Annotated in this window: 18 protein-coding genes; 8 read left to right on the top strand and 10 right to left on the bottom strand. The window is 53.9% G+C overall.

Features of this window, described 5'->3' with window-relative positions; translation table 11 throughout:
- The first annotated feature begins 54 nt into the window (after nucleotides 1-54).
- The gene (locus tag RIN69_RS01295; protein WP_313855063.1) at nucleotides 55-2,310 is read left to right on the top strand and encodes a zinc/cadmium/mercury/lead-transporting ATPase; all 2,256 of its coding nucleotides are present in this window, start codon (nucleotides 55-57) and stop codon (nucleotides 2,308-2,310) included.
- 95 nt (nucleotides 2,311-2,405) lie between these two features.
- On the opposite strand, the gene tusA is transcribed toward RIN69_RS01295, so the two are convergent.
- On the bottom strand, nucleotides 2,406-2,651 hold the full coding sequence (gene tusA, locus RIN69_RS01290) for a sulfurtransferase TusA (protein ID WP_313855062.1): 246 nt from the start codon (nucleotides 2,649-2,651) through the stop codon (nucleotides 2,406-2,408).
- A gap of 219 nt (nucleotides 2,652-2,870) precedes the next feature.
- Here tusA and RIN69_RS01285 point away from each other — a divergent pair, with 219 nt between their 5' ends.
- Together RIN69_RS01285 and RIN69_RS01280 are read left to right on the top strand one after the other, a co-directional pair.
- Nucleotides 2,871-3,536, top strand: coding sequence for a 7-cyano-7-deazaguanine/7-aminomethyl-7-deazaguanine transporter (locus RIN69_RS01285; RefSeq protein WP_313855060.1), 666 nt, complete (start codon nucleotides 2,871-2,873; stop codon nucleotides 3,534-3,536).
- A 165-nt stretch (nucleotides 3,537-3,701) separates the two neighbouring features.
- The gene (locus tag RIN69_RS01280) at nucleotides 3,702-4,259 is read left to right on the top strand and encodes a DcrB family lipoprotein (protein WP_313855058.1); all 558 of its coding nucleotides are present in this window, start codon (nucleotides 3,702-3,704) and stop codon (nucleotides 4,257-4,259) included.
- 45 nt (nucleotides 4,260-4,304) lie between these two features.
- On the opposite strand, the gene iolE is transcribed toward RIN69_RS01280, so the two are convergent.
- The 4 genes from iolE to iolD all read right to left on the bottom strand — a co-directional run bounded on the left by iolE (nucleotide 4,305) and on the right by iolD (nucleotide 9,236).
- Nucleotides 4,305-5,201, bottom strand: a complete 897-nt coding sequence (iolE, locus tag RIN69_RS01275) for a myo-inosose-2 dehydratase (protein ID WP_313855056.1) — start codon at nucleotides 5,199-5,201, stop codon at nucleotides 4,305-4,307.
- 46 nt (nucleotides 5,202-5,247) lie between these two features.
- On the bottom strand, nucleotides 5,248-6,132 hold the full coding sequence (locus RIN69_RS01270) for a sugar phosphate isomerase/epimerase family protein (protein WP_313855054.1): 885 nt from the start codon (nucleotides 6,130-6,132) through the stop codon (nucleotides 5,248-5,250).
- 67 nt (nucleotides 6,133-6,199) lie between these two features.
- Nucleotides 6,200-7,213, bottom strand: coding sequence for a Gfo/Idh/MocA family protein (locus RIN69_RS01265; RefSeq protein WP_313855052.1), 1,014 nt, complete (start codon nucleotides 7,211-7,213; stop codon nucleotides 6,200-6,202).
- A gap of 82 nt (nucleotides 7,214-7,295) precedes the next feature.
- On the bottom strand, nucleotides 7,296-9,236 hold the full coding sequence (gene iolD / locus RIN69_RS01260; protein ID WP_313855050.1) for a 3D-(3,5/4)-trihydroxycyclohexane-1,2-dione acylhydrolase (decyclizing): 1,941 nt from the start codon (nucleotides 9,234-9,236) through the stop codon (nucleotides 7,296-7,298).
- A 535-nt stretch (nucleotides 9,237-9,771) separates the two neighbouring features.
- Between iolD and RIN69_RS01255 the strand changes: the two genes are divergently transcribed.
- Together RIN69_RS01255 and RIN69_RS01250 are read left to right on the top strand one after the other, a co-directional pair.
- Nucleotides 9,772-11,691 (top strand): bifunctional 5-dehydro-2-deoxygluconokinase/5-dehydro-2-deoxyphosphogluconate aldolase, encoded by a 1,920-nt coding sequence (locus RIN69_RS01255; protein ID WP_313855049.1) that lies wholly within the window; start codon nucleotides 9,772-9,774, stop codon nucleotides 11,689-11,691.
- A gap of 190 nt (nucleotides 11,692-11,881) precedes the next feature.
- Nucleotides 11,882-12,718 carry a MurR/RpiR family transcriptional regulator gene (locus tag RIN69_RS01250; RefSeq protein WP_313855048.1) on the top strand — a complete coding sequence of 279 codons (837 nt, stop codon included), beginning with the start codon at nucleotides 11,882-11,884 and terminating at the stop codon, nucleotides 12,716-12,718.
- A gap of 79 nt (nucleotides 12,719-12,797) precedes the next feature.
- On the opposite strand, the gene iolB is transcribed toward RIN69_RS01250, so the two are convergent.
- Together iolB and RIN69_RS01240 are read right to left on the bottom strand one after the other, a co-directional pair.
- Nucleotides 12,798-13,616, bottom strand: coding sequence for a 5-deoxy-glucuronate isomerase (gene iolB / locus RIN69_RS01245; RefSeq protein ID WP_313855047.1), 819 nt, complete (start codon nucleotides 13,614-13,616; stop codon nucleotides 12,798-12,800).
- 22 nt (nucleotides 13,617-13,638) lie between these two features.
- Nucleotides 13,639-15,144, bottom strand: a complete 1,506-nt coding sequence (locus tag RIN69_RS01240) for a CoA-acylating methylmalonate-semialdehyde dehydrogenase (protein WP_313855046.1) — start codon at nucleotides 15,142-15,144, stop codon at nucleotides 13,639-13,641.
- Between the two features lie 447 nt (nucleotides 15,145-15,591).
- Here RIN69_RS01240 and RIN69_RS01235 point away from each other — a divergent pair, with 447 nt between their 5' ends.
- Nucleotides 15,592-16,404 (top strand): TIM barrel protein, encoded by an 813-nt coding sequence (locus tag RIN69_RS01235; RefSeq protein WP_313855044.1) that lies wholly within the window; start codon nucleotides 15,592-15,594, stop codon nucleotides 16,402-16,404.
- Nucleotides 16,405-16,431: 27 nt separating this feature from the next.
- Here the strand turns inward: RIN69_RS01235 and RIN69_RS01230 are convergent, their stop codons facing one another.
- Nucleotides 16,432-17,634 carry an MFS transporter gene (locus tag RIN69_RS01230; RefSeq protein WP_313855043.1) on the bottom strand — a complete coding sequence of 401 codons (1,203 nt, stop codon included), beginning with the start codon at nucleotides 17,632-17,634 and terminating at the stop codon, nucleotides 16,432-16,434.
- Between the two features lie 196 nt (nucleotides 17,635-17,830).
- Here RIN69_RS01230 and RIN69_RS01225 point away from each other — a divergent pair, with 196 nt between their 5' ends.
- A complete protein-coding gene (locus tag RIN69_RS01225) occupies nucleotides 17,831-18,877 on the top strand; it encodes an AI-2E family transporter (protein WP_313855041.1) in 1,047 nt (348 codons plus the stop codon).
- Here RIN69_RS01225 and RIN69_RS01220 read toward each other — a convergent pair.
- Nucleotides 18,874-19,563: a FadR/GntR family transcriptional regulator gene (locus RIN69_RS01220; protein ID WP_313855039.1), complete on the bottom strand. Its 690-nt coding sequence runs from the start codon at nucleotides 19,561-19,563 to the stop codon at nucleotides 18,874-18,876. The genes RIN69_RS01225 and RIN69_RS01220 overlap by 4 nt on opposite strands.
- Before the next feature lie 189 nt (nucleotides 19,564-19,752).
- Here RIN69_RS01220 and uxuA point away from each other — a divergent pair, with 189 nt between their 5' ends.
- On the top strand, nucleotides 19,753-20,937 hold the full coding sequence (uxuA, locus tag RIN69_RS01215; protein WP_313855038.1) for a mannonate dehydratase: 1,185 nt from the start codon (nucleotides 19,753-19,755) through the stop codon (nucleotides 20,935-20,937).
- A gap of 79 nt (nucleotides 20,938-21,016) precedes the next feature.
- On the opposite strand, the gene RIN69_RS01210 is transcribed toward uxuA, so the two are convergent.
- Nucleotides 21,017-21,346 carry a DHCW motif cupin fold protein gene (locus RIN69_RS01210; RefSeq protein WP_313855037.1) on the bottom strand — a complete coding sequence of 110 codons (330 nt, stop codon included), beginning with the start codon at nucleotides 21,344-21,346 and terminating at the stop codon, nucleotides 21,017-21,019.
- Nucleotides 21,347-21,486 lie beyond the last annotated feature (140 nt).

Raw genomic sequence — 21,486 nt, 5'->3', positions numbered from 1 at the left:
AATATTCGGACAGTCGGGTAGCTTCGCCCGCTGTCTGACTCTTCGGGAGGCTTTATGCATCAGCACACGTCCTGCGGCTGTGGCCAGCGCCACGCTGCAAACAAACCGGCCTGCGCCACTGCGTCACGCCCGGTTATCCAGAAAATTACTGCCCTGTCCGCCACCACCAGTGAAGCCGCCTGCTGCCATGACAGCGGCTGCGGTTCGGGTGAAGAGGTCGACGACGAAGGCGACAGGCCTGCTGGCGGCAAAAATTACAGCTGGCTGATTAACGGTATGGATTGCCCCAGCTGCGCACGGAAAATAGAAACTGCGGTACAGCGGATCGATGGCGTCAGCCGCGCACGCGTACTGTTTTCCACCGAAAAACTGGTGGTCAGCAGCAACACCGATCTCAGTAAAAAGATCGAACAGGTGGTTAAACAGGCCGGATTTAGCCTGAAAACACGCGAAAAAGCGCCAGAACCCAGTTTCTGGCAGCAGAATCGTACCATCCTTTTACTGAGCCTGCTGATGCTGGCCAGCTGGCTGCTGAGCAGTGTTGATGAAACCAGCGGGCGCATTGCCTTTATCGCCACTACGCTGATGGGCATCTGGCCGGTTGGCCGTAAAGCGCTGCAACTGATGCGCAGCGGTACCCCTTTTGCCATTGAAACCCTGATGACCGTCGCGGCGATTGGCGCACTGTTTATCGGTGCCAGCGCGGAAGCCGCGATGGTGCTGCTGCTGTTTTTACTGGGCGAACGTCTGGAATCTTTTGCCGCCGGTCGTGCCAGACAGGGCGTGACGGCACTGATGGCGCTGAAACCCGACGAAGCGGTGCGTCTTCGAGGCGATCAACGAGAAAGCGTGGCTGTCGATGATCTGCGCCCCGGCGATATGATCGAAGTCGCCGCCGGTGCCCGTTTACCCGCCGATGCCCGATTACTCACCGCCTTTGCCAGCTTTGATGAAAGTGCGCTGACCGGTGAATCAGTTCCGGTTGAACGTTTGCAGGGTGAAACGGTGGCCGCAGGCTGCACCAGCGTCGATCGTCAGGTGCGGATGGAAGTGGTCTCACGCAGCGGCGAAAGCGCTATCGACCGTATTCTGCATCTGATTGAACAGGCCGAAGAGCGCCGTGCGCCGATAGAACGCTTCCTTGACCGCTTTAGCCGCTACTACACCCCGGCGATTATGGCGCTGGCGCTGCTGGTTACCGTCGTGCCACCGCTGTTATTCGGCGCTGAGTGGCAGCCATGGATTTATAAAGGGCTGACACTGCTGCTGATTGGCTGTCCTTGTGCGCTGGTGATCTCGACGCCAGCGGCCATCACCTCAGGCCTTGCAGCGGCCACCCGCCGCGGCGCATTGATTAAAGGCGGCGCGGCGCTGGAAAGTCTGGGCGCAGTGCGCACCATTGCCTTTGATAAAACCGGTACGCTGACCGAAGGGAAACCGCAGGTTACCGAAGTGGTCGCGCTAAACGGTGAAGATAAAAGCTCACTGTTACTAAAAGCAGCGGCGGTTGAGAGTGGCTCATCGCACCCGCTGGCGCGCGCCATTGTGGCACATGCCGCCACGCTGAATCAGCCTGTTCCCGTCGCCGAAGGGCAACGTGCACTGGCAGGCAGCGGTATCGAAGCCTGGGTCAATGGACGCCACCTGCTGCTAAGCGCACCGGCAAAACTGACTCAGCTTAATGAGGCGCAGCAGGCGCAGATTGCGGCGCTGGAATCGGCGGGCAATACTACCGTGGTGGTGCTGGAAGAGCAGCAGCCTATTGGCCTGATTGCCCTACGCGACAGCTTACGAAGCGATGCACGACAGGCAATTAATCAGCTGAAAGCACTCGGCATCAACAGCGTGATGCTGACCGGCGATAACCCGCGCGCCGCGGCGGCCATTGCCGATGAACTGGGCATCGACTTCCACGCCAGCCTGTTACCGGAAGATAAAGTCCAGCTGGTGGACAAACTTAATCAGCAGCAGCCATTGGCGATGGTCGGCGACGGCATCAATGATGCACCGGCGATGAAAGCCGCCACGATTGGCATCGCGATGGGCGGCGGCACTGACGTGGCGCTGGAAACTGCCGATGCGGCGCTGACGCATAACCGCCTGACCGGTCTGGTCGCAATGATACGTTTGTCACGCGCCACCCATGCCAATATCCGGCAAAATATTACGATAGCGCTTGGCCTGAAAGCGATTTTCCTGCTAACCACGCTGTTGGGTATTACCGGATTGTGGCTGGCGGTACTTGCCGATTCAGGTGCTACGGCGCTGGTTACGGCAAATGCTTTACGGTTATTGCGTAAAGATAAATGATGCAGACTTTTGTACGGCATCACGCCGTACAAATTTATCAGTGAGTTAAGCAATGGGCCGGTTAATGATCAACATCCTTACCGGCTCAGTTTTGCTTACAATCCTTTCTTCAACAGATACTTATACGGCAGTTGCTCGACGGACTCTGCCAGCAAAGTATGTTCCATAAAGCGACAAAAGCCGGGAATATCGCGGGTAGTGGCGGGATCGTCAGCAATAATCAGCAGCGTTTCGCCCGGCTGCATATTCCGCACGGTTTTACGCACCATCATTACAGGTTCAGGGCAGCGCAGACCGAGCGCATCCAGAGTCTGGTCGGCTTCGGCGAAAATATCGCTCATAACACTCTCATCAACGTAAAGACAACATTGCAGCTTATTTTACCCCTGCGCGCCAGGCGTGCAAGTAAGATGCCGGACGTTAACGTTTGCGTTAAAATTAACCATTGCATTGAAAAGTGAAATCGGTAAGATTCCGGCCGGTTGAAAGCATTAGCTTGCTATCAATAACACCACAAATTTCTGCTGGGTTCCCTCACCCCACTGTTAAAAAGGCTACATATGATTCCGTTTACTCCGCGTCAGCGCGCTTATGCGCTGGTATGGCTGTCGCTATTTCACCTGCTGGTGATCACTTCCAGTAATTATCTGGTGCAGCTGCCGATCTCCGTTTTTGGCCTTCACACCACCTGGGGTGCGTTTAGCTTTCCGTTTATCTTTCTCGCGACCGACCTGACCGTGCGTATTTTTGGCGCGCCACTGGCACGACGCATCATTCTGATGGTGATGATTCCGGCGCTATTTATCTCTTACGCGCTCTCTTCACTGTTTTATCAGGGTGAGTGGCAGGGCGTAGAGGCTTTACGCCAGATGAATCTGTTTGTTGCCCGCATTGCCTGCGCCAGTTTTATGGCTTACGCGCTGGGGCAAATTCTTGATGTGCACGTGTTTAATCGCCTGCGCCGTAACGCTAAATGGTGGATTGCTCCGGCAGCGGCGATGTTCCTCGGCAATATCAGCGACACCCTCGCCTTCTTCTTTATCGCCTTCTATAAGAGCACCGATCCGTTTATGGCGCAAAACTGGATGGAGATCGCGCTGGTGGATTACTGCTTTAAGGTGCTGATCTGCATGGCATTCTTCTTGCCAGCCTATGGCCTGCTGCTTAACGCCGCGTTAAAGCGTCTGGCCGAGCGCAGCACTAACGCCGGGCTGAATTTCGGATAACATCTCACTGGTGTTGTCAGCAAAGGCTATATTCTGTGACAGTAAGTCGGTTGCATTTAGTGACTGATTTGGTTTGTATATAGCCTGAGAAATTCGATCTGCTGATTGAAGTATCGCGGGTATCAATGCCTGACACTCCGTACGCGAATAGATAAAGGGAACCTGATGCGTAATTTAGCGAAATATGTAGGAATAGGTTTACTGGTAATGGGCTTAGCCGCCTGTGACGGAAAAGATGACAAAGCAGCAGCCGATACTAATGGCGTCAGCAGCAGCCAGTCCACTCAAACTATCAGTCTGCTTGACGGTAAACTGAGTTTTAACCTGCCAGCAGATATGTCCGATAAGAGCGGAAAGCTGGGTACTCAGGCGAATAATATGCACGTGTATGCCGACGAATCCGGCCAGAAAGCGGTGATTATTATTGTCGGTGATACCACCAACGAAGGGCTGGATGTACTGGCTAAGCGTCTGGAAGACCAACAGCGTAACCGCGACCCACAGTTGCAGGTGGTGACCAATAAATCTGTCGAGCTGAAGGGCCAGACGGTGCAGCAGCTGAACACGGTGATCTCGGCGAATAATCAGTCTGCCTGGTCTTCAGTGGTGCTGGCAAAAGTGGATGGCAAACTGCTGACAATGCAAATTACCTTGCCGGCTGATAATCAGCAGCAGGCGCAGATCGCAGCGGATAATATTATTAATACCATCACGCTGAAGTAATCAATCATGAGGGGCGGCAGTGTGCCGCCCCTGCGTAACAGCGGATTAAATACCCGCCGTCTCGCGGATATATTTCCGCGCTTTTACCGCATACTCGAACGGATTCGCTAATGCCGGATCCTGCTCGGCTTCTACCACCATCCAGCCTTTATAGCCATAATCGTCGAGAATTTTGAACACCGGTTTGAAATCGATAACGCCATCACCCGGAACGGTAAAAGTGCCTTTTTTGACGCCATCAAGGAATGACAGGCTCTCGCGACGAACCTGCGCCACAATCTCATCACGCACATCTTTCAGATGCACATGATTAATACGCGGCAGGTACTTCTTCAGCAGCGCCAGCATCTCCTGCTGCGAACCTTCAGAGTAGTAGGCGTGGCCGGTATCAAACAGCAGGAACACATCATCATTGGTCAGCGACATAAAGCGATCAACTTCTGCATTGGTCTGAATTGCCGTGCCCATATGGTGATGCAGACACACCTGCATGCCTTTTTCCGCGGCGATTTTCGCCAGCTCGTTATAGCCGTCTGCCGTGAGCTGCCACTCTTCATCAGTAAAGTGCGGTTTCTGCTCCAGAACTGCCAGCTCCGTGCCCTGAATACTCTTGCTCTGCTCGGAACAACCAATCACCTTAGCACCCATAGCGTGCAGGAAGTTCATATGATTAACGAACTCGTCGATGGTTTTTGCTTTATCGCCCTGGGCAAAAAAGGTGCTGAACCAGGCGTTACAAATCTGGATACCCCGGATCTCCAGCATCGGCTTTAACACCGCCGGATCGCGCGGATATTTACTGCCCACCTCACTGCCGGTAAAGCCGGCCAGCGCCATTTCACTGACCGTCTGCTGGAAAGTATTCTCTTTACCCAGCTCCGGCATATCGTCGTTAGTCCAGCCGATTGGCGCAATCGCCAGTTTTACATGATCTTTATTCATCGTGATGCCTCCAGGAACGGCGATCTCGCCGCCCCTACGGATACGTTTATTTGCTCAGTAATTCGCGCTCAATCAGCTCGCGGGTTTCCACTGCCTGATACTTCATTTTTTCCGGATAACCAAACAGCGAAGCGGCAATAATCGGTTCGCCGCCCACTTTGTAGCTGCGGGTGGCAAAATCGGTTTCGCGCAGCGTCTTAAACAGCGTGTCGAAATCAACTTCACCCTCACCGACGCCAACATGCTGGTGAATAGTGGCATCCACGCCCGGCGGGTTAACGATGTAGCGACAATGCTTGGTGTGGTTCATGGTATCGGCAATTAACACATGCGACAGATCGTCACCGGCGTACTCCAGCATGCTTTTCACATCGCCCTTCCCTTTGTCATAGAAGAATGTGTGCGGCACGCTGTAGAGGTACTTGACGTTCTCACTGCGGAACGATTTCACCAGATCGACGGTTTCATTATTCTCTTCACAGAAGTCCCACGGGTGCGACTGAATTTCGATACGAATACCTTCTCGCTCAATAATCGGCAGCAGATCTTCCATCGAGCGATAGAACATCTCTTCGCAGATTTCCGGCTCGTTCGGGGTGCCAGAAAGCTCGGTATTAATCACCTGTACGCCCATTTCTACCGCGATCTCAATCATGCGTTTCCAGTTACGCACCGCCGCCTGGCGCCGCGCTTCGTCCGGGCCTGACCAGCGATAAACCACGATAAACGAGGAAAGCTCGACGCCCGTTGCCCTTAGCGCGTTTTTATATTCAGTGATAATTTCGCGGCTGGCTTTCGGATGTTTATAGAACGGGTTGATTTGCGGATGCGGCGACTGCTCAATATATTTGTAGCCCCAGTCGGCAACCTGGTGAACCATTTTGGTGATGCCTAAATCTTTTATGACATCAACATCAAAAGCAATTTTCATCAGTCTCTCCAACGTACAACAATATAAAGGGGAGATCCCCCCGCACGCAGCGGGGAGCTGTTGCAGTTTATTTGTCGTAGAATGCCGGACGCGCAGGCAGTTCAACCGGCTCAATGGCACCGCTGTTTTGGGCTTTGATACAGGCATCCGCTGCGACTGACGCGGCGTAGCCATCCCAGGCCGATGGACCTTTTAGCTGTCCCGCCGTCGCGTCATTGATAAACGCTTGCAGTTCAACGTCATAAGCATCAATAAAGCGGTCTTTCCAGTCGGTCAGAATGGTTTCAGACAGTTTGGCATCTTTGCGCATCAGCACTGACGAAGGTTCGGGAAGTTTGGCAATTCCGCTTTCACCCACCACTTCGCACTGGATGTCGTAGCCGTAAGCACAGTTAACAAAGATTTCGACGTCGATACGAATACCTTTGTTGGTTTCAAACAGCACAATTTGCGGATCTTTCAGTTTGGCATGTGACTTCGAGGTGGTACGTGGGAACACGACCTGTACCGACTTGTAGTCATCTTCAGTCAGCCAGCGCAGCACATCCAGCTCATGAATCAGGGTGTTGGTAATTGCCATATCGGTGGTATAGCTTTCCGGTACCGTCGGATTACGGTGCGCGCAGTGCAGCATCAGCGGCTCGCCAATCTCTCCGGCGCTGATAACCTTTTTCAGCGCCACATAGCCGGCGTCATACGGACGCATAAAGCCAACCTGAACCAGACGCTTACCGAATTTAATCTCAGCATCAACAATACGGCGGCAGCCCTCAGCAGACATCGCCAGCGGTTTTTCACAAAATACCGGTTTACCTGCGGCAATCGCGGCCAGCGTGAACTCTTCATGCGTCGGATCCCACGAGGTGACCAGCAGCGCATCAACGTCAGCAGACTTCACCACCTCATGACCGTCGGCATACACTTCTGCATTAAGGCCGAGCTTAGCCAGCGCCGCGCGCGCGCCCTCAACATTAATATCTGAAACCGCCACCACTTCTGCCCCTTGCAGGACTTTGCTGCAGCGACGAATATGTTCCTGACCGATGGCACCTGTGCCGATAACACCTAAACGTAGCGTCATGATAACTCCGGAATTTTGTAGGGTTGGGGCTAATTTTTTTATGATCGATGCGGGTTATCCCGCATCAGATAAAGCTGTTAAATCAATACTTACGCGCCTGATCAACATGTTCGTTGAGCATTTTAGCGACGGCATCAACGCGATCGGAGGTCGAAACCTGCGCGCCGCCAACGTGCCACCAGCTGAAGTATTTGTGCACCATGGTTTTTGGCAGCACTTTGATATCGATAAGCGTTGAAACGGTTTGCTGACGGGCATCTTCCAGCGCCTGCTTCAGCTCCGCCAGTGTGGTAACGCGGTAAGTTTTACAGCCGTATCCAGCCGCAATCGCCGCGAAGTCCACCGGCACAAACCCGCCGTTCAGTTTGCCACCTTCGGCATTACGGAAGCGGAACTCGGTGGTAAAGCTATCCATGCCGTGTTCCATCTGCAGATTGTTAATGCAGCCGTTGGTCATATTGTCGAACAGCACCACGTTGATCTTGGCGCCTTCCTGAATGGAGGTCACCAGTTCGGAGTGCAGCATCATAAACGAGCCGTCGCCGACCAGCGTGTAGACCTCCCGATGCGGCTCTGCCAGCTTGACGCCCAGCGAGGCATTGACTTCATACCCCATACAGGAGTAGCCATATTCGACGTGGTAACTGTTGTAATCTTTGGTGCGCCACACGCGTTGCAGATCGCCAGGTAAACTCCCCGCTGCGGCGACGATCACCGCATTCTTTGGGAGCTGCTCGTTAAGCGTGCCGAGGACGCTGCTCTGCGTCAGGAAGGAGTTGGTCAGACGATTAAACTCCGCGAACAGCGCTTCACGGTCGATGCCATCGGCAATTTCCGGAATAAAATCAGCCCCGCTGTACTCAACCTGATAAACACGCTGGGTCTCTTTCAGCAACTTGCTCTGCGCCTGGCTGACCTGTTCGCCCCAGCCGCTGGTAAAGCCCTGCGCGGCCAGGCGACCGTCCAGTGCCGTCAGCGCTTCACGCGCATCGGCCACCAGCTGAACGCCGTCGAGCTTATAACTGTCGAAATTGCTGACGTTAATATTCAGGAAGCTGACTTCCGGGTTCTGGAAGATCCATTTAGATGCGGTGGTAAAATCGGTATAACGGGTGCCAACGCCAATCACCAAATCGGCCTCTTTCGCCAGCAGGTTGGCCGCCAGACAACCGGTTTCACCCACGCCACCGACATTCAGTGGATGATCGGAAACGATGGTGCCTTTACCGGCCTGCGTTTCGGCAAACGGGATATTATGGCGCTCGGCAAACTGACGCAGCGCTTCACCGGCTTCGGAATATTTCACCCCACCGCCGCAAATAATCAGCGGCTTGCGTTTGCCGGCCAACAGTTTCAGCGCATCCTGCAGCTGGGCCAGCGTCGGCAGGCGGCGATCGAGACGGTGTACGCGTTTCTGGAAGAAATAGTCCGGGAAATCCCAGGCTTCGCCCTGCACATCCTGCGGCAGCGAAAGAGTGACGGCTCCGGTTTCAGCCGGATCGGTCAGCACGCGCATGGCATTAATACAGGCCGTCATCAGCTGTTCAGGGCGGTTAATACGATCCCAGTATTTGCTGACCGCACGGAAGGCATCATTGGTGCTGATGCTCAGATCGTAACTCTGCTCAATCTGTTGCAGCACCGGATCGGGCTGGCGCGTGGCAAACACATCGCCCGGCAGCAGTAACAGTGGAATACGGTTAGCGCTGGCAGTGCCCGCGGCGGTAATCATATTTGCCGCACCCGGCCCGACAGATGAGGTACAGGCGATGATTTGACGGCGCAGTTTCTGTTTGGCGAAGCCAATTGCCGCATGAGCCATCCCCTGCTCATTGCGCCCCTGATGCACCACCAGATCGCCGCTGTCCTGCTCCAGCGCCTGACCCAGACCGAGCACATTTCCGTGGCCGAAAATGGCGAAAATCCCTTTCACGAATTTAGTTTCCACACCGTCTACCGACAAATACTGGTTATCCAGAAATCTGACCAGCGCCTGTGCGGTAGTTAATCTGATTGTGCCCATGTGCTCATCCTTTGGGTATCGGGTGCTGTCAGAGGCGACAGCAAATAAGTGAAACGTGAGGCGATTATAAACAAATATTTTTTCCACTAAATACAATTACAGAAAAAACATTTCATTTTGCGAGAGAGATCAAATTCTGTGATGAAACGACATTTGACCGGCTGTCAGAGTCCATTAATTGGAACATCTCTCTACTACAACGCGATAAAAAGGAAATTTCATTTCACTTCAACAGCTTTCTTTATATAGCAAGGCGGTGTTGCGGTACGGCTCGCCGCTTTCAGGCGGGCGGGATATGCTCTGAAAAACCGCGCCTGGATCACAGCCTCAGCCAGAGTTTTATCTACCTCACAATTTTGGGGTGATAATTTCATTTCATATTGAACTTGGAATTTTTATTCCTCATACTGCAAAACATGTTAAATCCGGTTCGAGCGGCTTTCGATTTTATCCACCAGACGTCTTCCCGCGTGCTGGTGGCGTGATTGGCGCAAAGCCCGACGGAGTCTGCTTATCACAGAAGGAAACTACAGGTATGAGTACACAACAGAAGCGGCTTGATGTGATTTGTATCGGGCGCATCGCCGTTGATCTTTATGGTCAGCAGATTGGTGCGCGACTGGAAGATATGAGCACCTTTTCCAAATATCTCGGCGGCTCGTCCGGTAATGTCGCATACGGTACCGCGATTCAGGGGCTGAAATCGGCGATGCTGGCGCGCGTGGGTGATGAGCACAATGGTCGTTTCCTGCGTGAAGAGCTGCAACGCGTTGGTGTGGATACCGAATCGCTGATCACTGACCCGTCGCGTCTGACCGGGCTGGTGATCCTCGGAATTAAAGATGAAGAGTCCTTTCCGCTGATTTTCTACCGTGATAACTGCGCTGATATGGGACTGAAACCAGAAGATATTCGTGAGGAGTACATTGCCTCTTCACGGGCGCTGGCGATAACCGGCACCCATCTGTCACACCCGGATACCCGTGCCGCAGTGCTGAAAGCGCTGGAATTTGCCAAAGCTCACGGTCTGCGCACCGCGCTGGATATTGACTACCGTCCGGTGCTCTGGGGCCTGACCTCGCTGGGCGATGGCGAAACCCGCTTTATTGAATCACAGCACGTGACGCAGCAACTGCAGGAAGTGCTGCACTACTTCGATCTGGTGGTGGGTACCGAGGAAGAGTTTCATATTGCCGGTGGCAGCACCGACACTCTGACCGCGCTCAAAAATGTGCGTCAGGCGACCAACGCCACGCTGGTGTGTAAACGTGGCCCGATGGGCTGCGTGGTGTTTGAAGAGGCGATTCCGGACAGCTGGGAACAGATCCGTCTGCATAGCGGTGTGCGGGTAGAAGTGCTGAACGTGCTTGGCGCGGGCGATGCATTTATGTCTGGTCTGCTGCGCGGCTGGCTGAATGATGAAGGCTGGGAACAGGCGTGCCGTTATGCCAACGCCTGTGGTGCGCTGGTCGTTTCCCGCCACGGCTGTGCGCCAGCGATGCCAACCAAAGAAGAGCTGGATGATTTTCTCGGTCGCGATAACGAAGTGAAACGCCCGGACCTTGATGCCCATCTGAACCATCTGCATCGCGTCACCACCCGCAAACAGCAGTGGCAGGAACTGAATGTTTTTGCCTTTGATCACCGTAAGCAACTGGCCGAAATGGCGCGTGAAGCCGGTGTGGATGAATCACGAATTCCACAACTGAAAAGTTTGTTACTGAAAGCAGCGGAATCTGCAGCGGCAGAAGCCGGTCTCGATCATCGCAGCGGTATTCTGGCGGATACCACTTATGGCCAGACGGCATTGAATGCAATTACCGGTAAAGGCTGGTGGATTGGCCGTCCGATTGAGCTACCCAGCTCGCGCCCGCTGCGTCTTGAGCATGGCAATATTGGCTCGCAGCTGATCGACTGGCCGCAGGAGCACGTGGTGAAATGCCTGGTGTTCTACCACCCACACGACAGCGCGGAGATGCGCCAGCAGCAGGATGAACTGATCCTCGACGTCTGGCGCGGCTGCAATAAATCTGGTCATGAACTGCTGCTGGAAGTGATTCTGCCGGAGGATAATCCTGATCATAACCCCTCCTACTATCACGATATGCTCAGCCACTTCTACAGCCTCGGCATCCAGCCAGACTGGTGGAAACTGCCACCGCTGCCGCTGGAAAACTGGCAGGCCATTGGCCAGTTGATCGAACAGCAGGATCCACACTGCCGCGGTATCCTGCTGCTGGGGCTGGACGCACCGGAAGAGAAGCTGAAAGCCGGTTTTGCTGACGCGGCGCAAGCATCATGGGTAAAAGGCTTTGCCGTTGGCCGCACCATTTTCGCTCAGCCTTCACGTCAGTGGCTTCAGGGCGAACTGGACGATCAGTCGCTGATTAATCAGGTGAAGAGCAACTATTTGCGGCTTATCGGCTACTGGCGCGAAGCGCGCCCGGCGCAATAAATCTGCATTAACAGCTAAGGCGACCGGCGGGTCGCCTTTTTAATCTCCGCCGAACGTAAGTCGACAGAATGTGAAGTGATTCATATTGCCATGAAATAAACTCGGCAATATTAGTCATAAAGTGAAATTTTCCATTCATCTGGTAGTATATCGTTCAGCAAAACGCCAATAATTTTAGCGAGCCGAAGTGATGACCAATAACCCTACTCAACTCTCCCTGCTGCAGGACGACATTCGTCGTCGTTATGACACTCTCAGCAAACGCCTGAAACAGGTCGCTCGCTATATTCTTGATAACAGTAACAGCATTGCTTTTGATACCGTTGCCTCGATTGCGCAGCAGGCTGACGTGCCGCCATCCACCCTGATTCGTTTCTCCAATGCTTTTGGCTTTAGTGGTTTCAACGAAATGAAACAAGTTTTCCGTCAGCATCTGATGGAAGAGACGGTCAACTATACCGAGCGCGCCCGGCTGTTTCGTCAGACCGCTACCGATGAGAATGCCGCCGCGCCGGAAAACCCGGCTGAGATCCTCAACGTTTTCACTATGGTTAACTCGCAGGCTCTGCAACAGCTGGCGATGCAGACCAATCCTGAGCAGCTGGAAAAAGCGGTGCAGATGCTGAGTGAAGCGGAAAATATTTATGTTATCGGCCTGCGTCGCTCGTTCAGCGTCGCCTCTTATCTGACCTATGCGCTGCGCCACCTTGAGCGTCGTGCTTTTCTGATCGACGGCCTCGGCGGCATGTTTACCGAGCAGCTGAGTATGGTGAACCCGAAGGACGTAGTGATTGCCATCAGCTATTCACCTTACGCGCGTGAAGCGGTGGAGTTGGTGGAGTTGGGAGCCAAGCGCGGCGCGCATCTGATTGCCATCACCGACAGCCAGGTCAGCCCGCTGGCCGCCTTCAGTGATATCTGTTTTGTGGTGCGTGAAGCGCAGGTAGATGGCTTCCGTTCGCAGGTGGCGTCGCTATGTCTGGCGCAAACGCTGGCGGTCTCGCTGGCACTGAATAACGCCGGTTAGTCGCCCAACAACCGACTGTTATAACTGCAATATATAGCAAGGGAGCCGTTTTCGGCTCCCTTACCAGCATCACTGCCCGTCATTTACTGCGTGGATATTCGTCACTGTTTACCCAGGCGTGATCTTTCTCCCAGGTAAATTTCCACAGACGTACCGGACCGGCCATCACGTTCAGATAATAGTTATCATACCCGGCGATAGTTGCCACCGGATGATAACCGCGTGGCACCGTCACCACGTCGCGGTTATACGCCGCCATGCACTCATCGAGCGAGCGGTCATCGGTATAAACACGCTGCATCGCAAAACCCTGCTCCGGATTGAACCGATGATAATAGGTCTCTTCCAGATAGGTTTCGTGTTCTGAATTTTCCTGATCGTGCTTATGGCTTGGATAAGAGCTGGTATCGCCCTCATTGGTATACACTTCAACCACCAGCAGGCTGTCGGCAGGTTTATCGTCCGGCAGAATATTGTGAACCAGGCGCTTATTGCGCCCTTTACCACGCTGTTCAACGCCGACATCTGCTGGCGTAATCAGCCGCGCTGGCAGATTGCCGTTGCCGGGTGCATTACACACCGCCAGCTCAAGATCGGAATCGGCCACCACTTCCACTTTATCGCCATGCGGTACATACACCGAATAGGGTGGTGTACGCTCAAACGGTGACATGCGCTTGCCGATTCCCGGAAACTCAGCATGCCGGGTTTTGACCGACGCCAGCCCGGCGACCAGCACCAGACACAGCTCTTTATTGCCGCTTTCCAGTGTCAGGGTCTGCCCTTGCTTAAGCTGGTAGGCGTCAAACCCCACATAGCGCCAGCCTGCGCTTTCCGGCGTGACGTGCTGGATGCGACCACTGGCATCCGGTTGTTGATATTTGGCTAACAAAGACATCGGCTTCTCCTGTGCCCGGTGATTATTCCAGGGTTGGCATACTGAATTCAGACACCGTCTGCTGACCGCTTGGCCAGCGCACGGTAGCGGTTTTCATCCGGGTATAAAAACGCACGCCATCCGGGCCATGCACATTCAGCGCACCAAACACCGAGCGTTTCCAGCCGCCAAAGCTGTGGAATGCCATCGGAACCGGCACCGGCACGTTAACGCCAACCATGCCCGCCTGAACTTCCCGCACAAAGTCTCGGCCAGTGTGACCATTGCTGGTGAAAATTGCGCTGCCGTTACCAAACTCGTGACTGTTAACCAGTTGCAGTGCGCTTTGATAATCTGGCGCACGCATAATGCTCAGCACCGGTCCAAAAATCTCTTCACGCCAGATCACCATATCAGAGGTGACGTTATCGAACAGCGTGCCGCCAACGTAGTAACCTTCGTCATAACCCGGGACGCTGATATTGCGGCCATCGACCACCAGCTTCGCCCCTTCCTGCTCGCCTTTATCAATATAGCCGAGCACCTTTTTCTGATGGGCAGCGGAAACCACCGGCCCCATTTCGTTTTCGTCATTGCCTTTCTGGATGCCAGGGCCGACGCGCAGCGCTTTTACCAGCGGCGTCAGGGCTGCAATCAGCTTGTCGGCAGTATCATCACCGACAGCGACCACCACCGGCAGCGCCATGCAGCGCTCGCCAGCAGATCCGAAGGCACCGCCCATAATGGCATTAACCGTTGCATCGAGATCGGCATCCGGCATCACGATGGCATGGTTTTTCGCCGCGCCAAACGCCTGCACGCGCTTGCCGTGCGCACTGGCAGTTTTATAAATATGTTCCGCCACGCCAGACGAGCCGACAAAGCTTACCGCCTGCACCCGCGGGTCGGTATACAGCTGCTCTGCATCTTCATTCGAGCAGTGAATCACGTTAAACACGCCGTCCGGCAGGCCAGCTTCGGTCAGCAATTCGGCCATGCGCACCGAAGCAGAAGGATCGAGCGCCGGCGGCTTCAGTACAAAGGTGTTACCGCAGGCCAGCGCGATCGGGAACATCCATAATGGCACCATCGCCGGGAAGTTAAACGGGGTAATACCCGCTACCACGCCCAGCGGCTGCATCAGCGAGTAGCTGTCGACGCCGGTACCGACGTCAGCGGAGTTTTCCCCTTTAATCAGATGCGGAATACCGCAGGCGAACTCAACGACTTCGAGGCCACGCGTCAGTTCACCCAGCGCATCTGACCATACCTTGCCGTGTTCGCTGACAATCAGCTCGGCCAGCTCGTCCCGATGCTGTTCCATCAGCGCTTTAAAGTTAAACAGAATTCGCGCACGGCGCAGCGGTGAGGTGCGGGACCATTCATCAAAGGCGTTATGTGCCACTTCAATCGCATTGGCGACTTCCTGCGCGCTACTTTGCGTCAGCTCGCGTACCGCTTTACCGGTAGCCGGATCGTAGACCGGAATCGTTTCGTTGCTGGCACTCAGCGAAGTTTTACCGCCAATAAAGTTACCCGTGATATTCATGTTCTTGCCTCTTTGATGTGATAGATCCCTGCAGGCAGTCTTTAACGTCACACGCTACCTGACCGGGCAAAACCCGAATGCGTGCTAAGAAAGTATTATATTGAAATAAATTTTTCAAATATTTCCCTTTGGAAAATTCATTTTTAGCGGGGTGGATCGCATTTTTGCTGCAAGCGACATTCAACGATCTCAGCCGCCGCGCCAGCAGGTCAACAAACCGCATCAGCACTGGCCTGCAAGCCAAGCTGTTCACCACAACAATCGCGCTAAATTATTGCCGATTTTGGTCTGTTATCCGGCCTGACAACCTGCGGAGACAGTGCTGATTAGCGATTTTATGCGAAGCCGATCTAAAAATTTAAATTTCACAATTAACTTATAGTGAAATAAATGTTCTCTTATGCAACAGATGCTTTATCCCCTTTTTCTGTCCGCAGGAGTGACAACATGGCCATCGATCCAACCCGTTTTTGTATCAACCGCAAAATTGCGCCCACGCTGTCCATCAACAGCTTTTTTAAACTGGTGCACAGGCTGGGCCTGAATAAAGTTGAATTACGCAACGATATGCCTGGCGGCAAGGTAACGGACAATCTCAGCCATGCTGAAGTGAAGGCGCTGGCAAAACAATACGGGTTGGAAATTGTCACCATTAACGCGGTCTATCCGTTTAATCAGGCAGATGATGCGCTGCTGGCCAAAGCCGAGGGATTACTGAAAGATGCGCAGGGCGTGGGCGCGAAAGCGCTGGTATTGTGCCCGCTTAATGAGGGTACCGCGATCCCGGCGGAAGACACCGTAGCGGCAATGAAAAAGCTGGCTCCGCTGTTTGAGAAGTATGCTATTCAGGGTCTGGTGGAACCTCTGGGTTTCCCGGTCAGCTCTCTGCGCTCGGCGGTACAGGCGCAGGCACTGATCCGTGATGCACAGGTGCCGTTCAGTATCGTACTCGATACCTTCCACCATCATCTGTATGAACATGCAGAGCAGGAATTCAGCGCAATCGATATCAACCGCATCGGGCTGGTACATCTTTCTGGCGTTGAGGACGCCCGTGCCACTGAAGAGCTGACTGATGAACAGCGTATTATGCTGAGTGAAGGCGATCTGCTGAAAAGTGTAGAGCAGGTTCAGCGGCTGGAAAGGCTCGGTTATCAAGGAATTTACGCCTTTGAGCCCTTCTCAAGTGAACTGGAAAGCTGGAGCGAAGCGGATATCGAACGTGAAATCCGCCAGAGTATTGCACTGATGCAGGGCTGACCGCTAATCAATCCCCAGGGGGGCGTTTCAGCTCCCCTGCGGCTCGGCTTTCAGCCGCATCCGCAATGTCACCACCAGCGCCACACACACCAGTAACCCACTTAACAGATAAATCATCGGAACCCCGGCATAGGTCATGATAAATCCGGCAACCGGGCCGGTTATTCCCAGTGATAAATCCATAAACGCGGTATAGGTTGCCAGCGCACTACCCTGATTTTGTGGCGGCACCACTTTTACCGCCACGACGCCAATTGCCGGGAACACCAGCGAGAAGCCGGCACCGGTAAGCAGTGCGCCAAGAAGCGCCATCCACGGCAGCGATGAGGCCGAGACCAGAAACAAGCCAATGGCTTCAACCGTAAAGCAACAGATGGCGACCTGTAATCCACCGTAGCGGTTGATGCTATTGGGAAACAGTAGCCGGGTACCGACAAAAGCCACACTGAACATCGTCAGTGCGAATGCCGCCCCCTCCCAACCTTTATCCTGATAAAACAGAGTGATAAAGGTGGCGATTACGCCGAAACCGGCGGACGCCATCGCCAGAATCAGGCCGTAACCGTAAATCTTGCCAAGTACCGCGCGAAACGGCATCGGCTTACCTTTGCTGCCTTTAACGGCCGGACGCGGCAGTGCCAGCACCACGGCAATTACGATAATTGCCATGATGATGGCCGACAACAGCAGCAAGCCGCCAAGCCGGTAAATCAGCACCCCCAGCGGTGCGCCAATCGCCATCGCGCCGTAGGTGAAAATACCGTTCCATGAAATCACCCGTCCAATGTGCAGCGAACCGACCATGCCGACACCCCACAGCGTCGAGCCAGTACCGGCAAAACTTTGTCCAACGCCAAGAATCAGTCGTCCGGCGCACAATAACCCCAAGCTCAGCAACGGTATTGCCGCGCTGAGCGCTGCCAACGCGTAACAGACGCCACTGATAAAACAGCCGCACAGACCGACAATCACCACTTTCTTCGGCCCCCAAAGATCGGCATAACGTCCGGCATGCGGGCGGCTCAGTAACGTCGAAAGGTATTGCAGGCTAATCACCAGGCCGGCCCAGAAAGCGCTATAGCCCATAACGTCGTGGACATAGCCGGGCAGCACCGCCAGCGGCAGGCCGATGGTCAGATAGCTGGCAAAGTTGAAAATGACGGTGGAGATAATGCGCAGATTTAAGCGTAATCCGCTCTGGACAACTTCCGTAGCAGGTGGCTCTGACATGAAATTTATGGCTCGCGATCTGATATTGGCGTAGTGCGGAAAAATAACTATACGCTTTTTTCAGCAATCCTCGAGTGACAATTGTTTGCTTACTGTTCACGCCTTACTGTCTTGGCGATTTCCATTACTCCTAAAATCATAAAGTTAACCGTGCAGCGACTACACTTGCAGTGCTGATCTCTTCTCAGGAGCCTTAATGAACGCACCGCTGCAGGAAAAAATAGGCCAGAACATGCTGCTGAAAATGGCGATGCTGGTAATCATCCTCGCCGGTATACGCGCGGCAGCCGAAATCATCGTGCCGTTTCTGCTGGCCAGTTTTCTTGCCATCGTACTGAATCCTTTGGTAACCATCCTGATGAAGCGCGGTATTCGCCGCAGTATCGCCATCTCGCTGGTGATCGTCGCCATTTTAGTAGTGATTACGCTATTAGTGGCGATGCTGGCCAGCTCGGTTAATGAGTTCAGTAATCTCTACCCAGAAATTCGCGCCACGCTGGAACAAAAACTCGGTGTGGTACAGCACCTTGCCGCCACGGTGCATATTAATATTTCAGCAGAATCGCTGGCTGCACGGCTCGATCCTAACTCGTTGATGAATGTCGCCACTATGGTACTGACGCAGTTCTCCGGCGCGATGACCAATTTTGTACTACTGATTCTGACGGTGGTATTTATGCTGTTTGAGGTGCGCCATCTGCCCTACAAACTGCGCAATGCGCTGGTAAATCCGCAGATTCGTATTGCAGGGATGCATAAAGCGTTAAAAGGCGTCACTCACTATCTGGCACTGAAAACGCTGATTAGCCTGATAACCGGCGTCGCCGTCTGGCTGACGCTGCTGCTGTTAGGGGTAAAATTTGCGCTGCTGTGGGGCGTGGTGGCGTTTGTACTCAACTTTATTCCCAATATCGGGCCGATTATTGCCGGTATCCCGCCGTTGATTCAGGCGCTGGTATTGAACAGCGTCTACGATGCGGCGCTGGTCGGAGCGCTGTTTACCGCTATTCATATGGTATTTGGTAATATTCTCGAACCGCGAGTGATGGGCCGCGGTCTTGGCATGTCGACGCTGGTGGTTTTTCTGTCGTTGATTTTCTGGGGCTGGCTGCTCGGCCCGGTGGGTATGCTGCTGTCGGTGCCGCTGACCAGCGTCTGTAAGATTCTGATGGAGACGACACCGGGCGGCAGCAAGCTGGCTATTCTGCTCAGCGACGGGCGACCGATGAAAAAACCAGGCTAGCCAGCACTAAACAGCCGATCGTAAACGTGCTGCAAATGCTGCTCCATACAGCTACGCGCACGTGGCGCATCGCGCCCAATAATTGCCTGGGCAATTTGCTGATGGTCGCGATTCATCTCTGCCGCAAAATCGCCTTCCGCATAATGGGTTTCCAGCCGCATAAAACGTGAGCTGTTACGTTTGTCCCACAGATATTCCATCATATCGCGCAGCACATCGTTGCCACTCATCTCACTGATCAGCAGATGAAATCGTTTATCGTCACGCAAAAACGCCTCATCGTTAAGCTGGTGCTGAATCAAATCCTGCGTCAGCTCCCGCAGTTCAGCACGCTGATGATCGCTGCCATTGCGGGCTGCCAGCTCGGCGGTCATCGCCTCAAAAGACTGACGCGCTTTAATTAAATCCTGCAGGCTGAATTCATCTTCCGCGCGTGCAGGAACCGCCGTCGGTAGCGGACTGGCAATAAACACCCCGTTACCGGTGCGAATCTCAACCCAGCCGGTAATTTCCAGCGCAATCAGGGCTTCACGAATCGATGAGCGGCTGACGCCCAGCTGTTTAGCCAGCTCACGTTCGGCCGGCAGCATCGCACCGGGAGCAAATTGCCCCTGACGAATACAGTTAATCAATAGATTAGAAATCTGCCGATACAGTCGCTCGACTTTAAGTGTAGGTAATTCCATACCGCTCTCTGTATAGCGCATTGATGCCATGCAGCTTATCACAGCGTTTATCTTGCTGAATATCTGCCGGGCTGGGATCGCCATCACGGCATAACCGACAAGATTAACGTTATTCTTGGTCCAGCGGCCTGACCACTGGGCCACAATCCTCAGACGGGCGATGAGCTCGTCCCTGCGTGGAGAGAAGCAATGGAACACACATGGCGCTGGTATGGCCCGAAAGATCCGGTTTCGCTGGATGATGCCCGTCAGGCGGGAGCCACTGGCATCGTTACCGCTCTGCATCATATTGCCAACGGTGACGTATGGCCGGTGGAGGAAATTAAAGCACGGCAGGCGTTGCTGGCGGAAAAAGGGCTGGTCTGGTCGGTGGTGGAAAGCATTCCGGTGCATGAATCGATTAAAACCCAACGCGGCGACTTTAAAAAATATATCGCTAACTATCAGCAGTCACTGCGCAATCTCGGTGCCTGTGGCATCGATACCGTTTGCTACAACTTTATGCCGGTGCTCGACTGGACGCGCACCGACCTCGAATATCCGCTGGCAGATGGCTCAAGAGCGCTGCGCTTTGATTTTATTGCCTTTGCTGCCTTTGAACTGCATATCCTGCAACGGCCTGGCGCGCAGCAGGATTACTCCGCCGAGGAGCAGCAGCAGGCAGCTGATTACTTCGCGGCGATGAGCGCCGAGCAGATCGAAAAGCTGACGCGCAATATTATCGCCGGCCTGCCGGGCGCTGAAGAAGGTTATACGCTGGAGCAGTTCCAGGCGCAGCTGTCGCAGTATGATGGCATCGACAAAGGCCGGTTACGTGAACATATGGCCGAATTTCTGCGCGCCATCGTACCGGTGGCCGAGGCGTCCGGCATTGTGCTGGCAGTGCATCCGGACGATCCGCCGCGCCCGATTCTCGGCCTGCCGCGCATCGTTTCGAATATTGAAGATATGCAGTGGTTAAAACAGACCGTCGATAGTATTCACAACGGTTTTACCTTCTGCACCGGCTCATATGGCGTACTGGCGGAAAATGACCTGGTGAACATGGTGGAAACCTTTGCTGACCGCATTCACTTCGCGCATTTGCGTGCCACTCTGCGCGAAGAGAATCCCAAAAGCTTCCACGAAGCGGCACACCTCGGTGGCGATGTTGATATGGTCGCGGTGATAAAAGCCATCCTGGCAGAAGAGCACCAGCGCGGTAAACAGGGCAAGACGCGCGCCATTCCTATGCGGCCAGATCATGGTCATCAGATGCTTGACGATCTGCATAAAAAAACCAATCCGGGCTATTCCGCCATCGGTCGGCTAAAAGGGCTGGCAGAGCTACGCGGCGTCGAGCTGGCACTGAAGCAGAGTTTTTTCCAACATTAATCTTTCCCACTGACCTTTCCCTTAAAATAGGGGGGAAGGTCAGTGTGGGGCAGCAGGTTGTATACTGTGTTGCCACCCATCAATCAACGATAAACAGCGTTGCGCCACTGTCGCTCCAGGAGCGGTGGGCTTCAGCATTATCCGCGACCTGATAACTCATACCCGCCTGCAAAGAAAATACCCGCCCGTCTGCCAGCTCGGTGTGAAGTTCACCCGAAAGGCACAGCAGGATATGCCCCTTGGAACACCAGTGGTCGGCGAGATAGCCAGGGCTGTATTCCACCATTCTGACGCGAACATCGCCGAATTGCTGTGTTCTCCAGGTTGCAACGCCCTTTTCACCCTGATGTTCCGTTGCCGCCACCGCCGACCATGCCGTGGTACCAAATGCAATATTGCTGAGTTTCATTGCCTTTTCCCGCTAACCGATGCAAGTCAGGTAAGATTGCTTATCTGTTAATCGACATTATCGATTTCCGGCAGTTTAGCAATATACTCCAGTGAATACCTTTGTTTAAACACCGTGCCTTGCACTACATCCGATCAGTG

The sequence above is a fragment of the Winslowiella toletana genome (genome assembly GCF_032164335.1).
Classification (GTDB): Bacteria; Pseudomonadota; Gammaproteobacteria; order Enterobacterales; family Enterobacteriaceae; genus Erwinia; species Erwinia toletana_A.
This window is presented reverse-complemented; position numbering and strand designations above follow the sequence as displayed.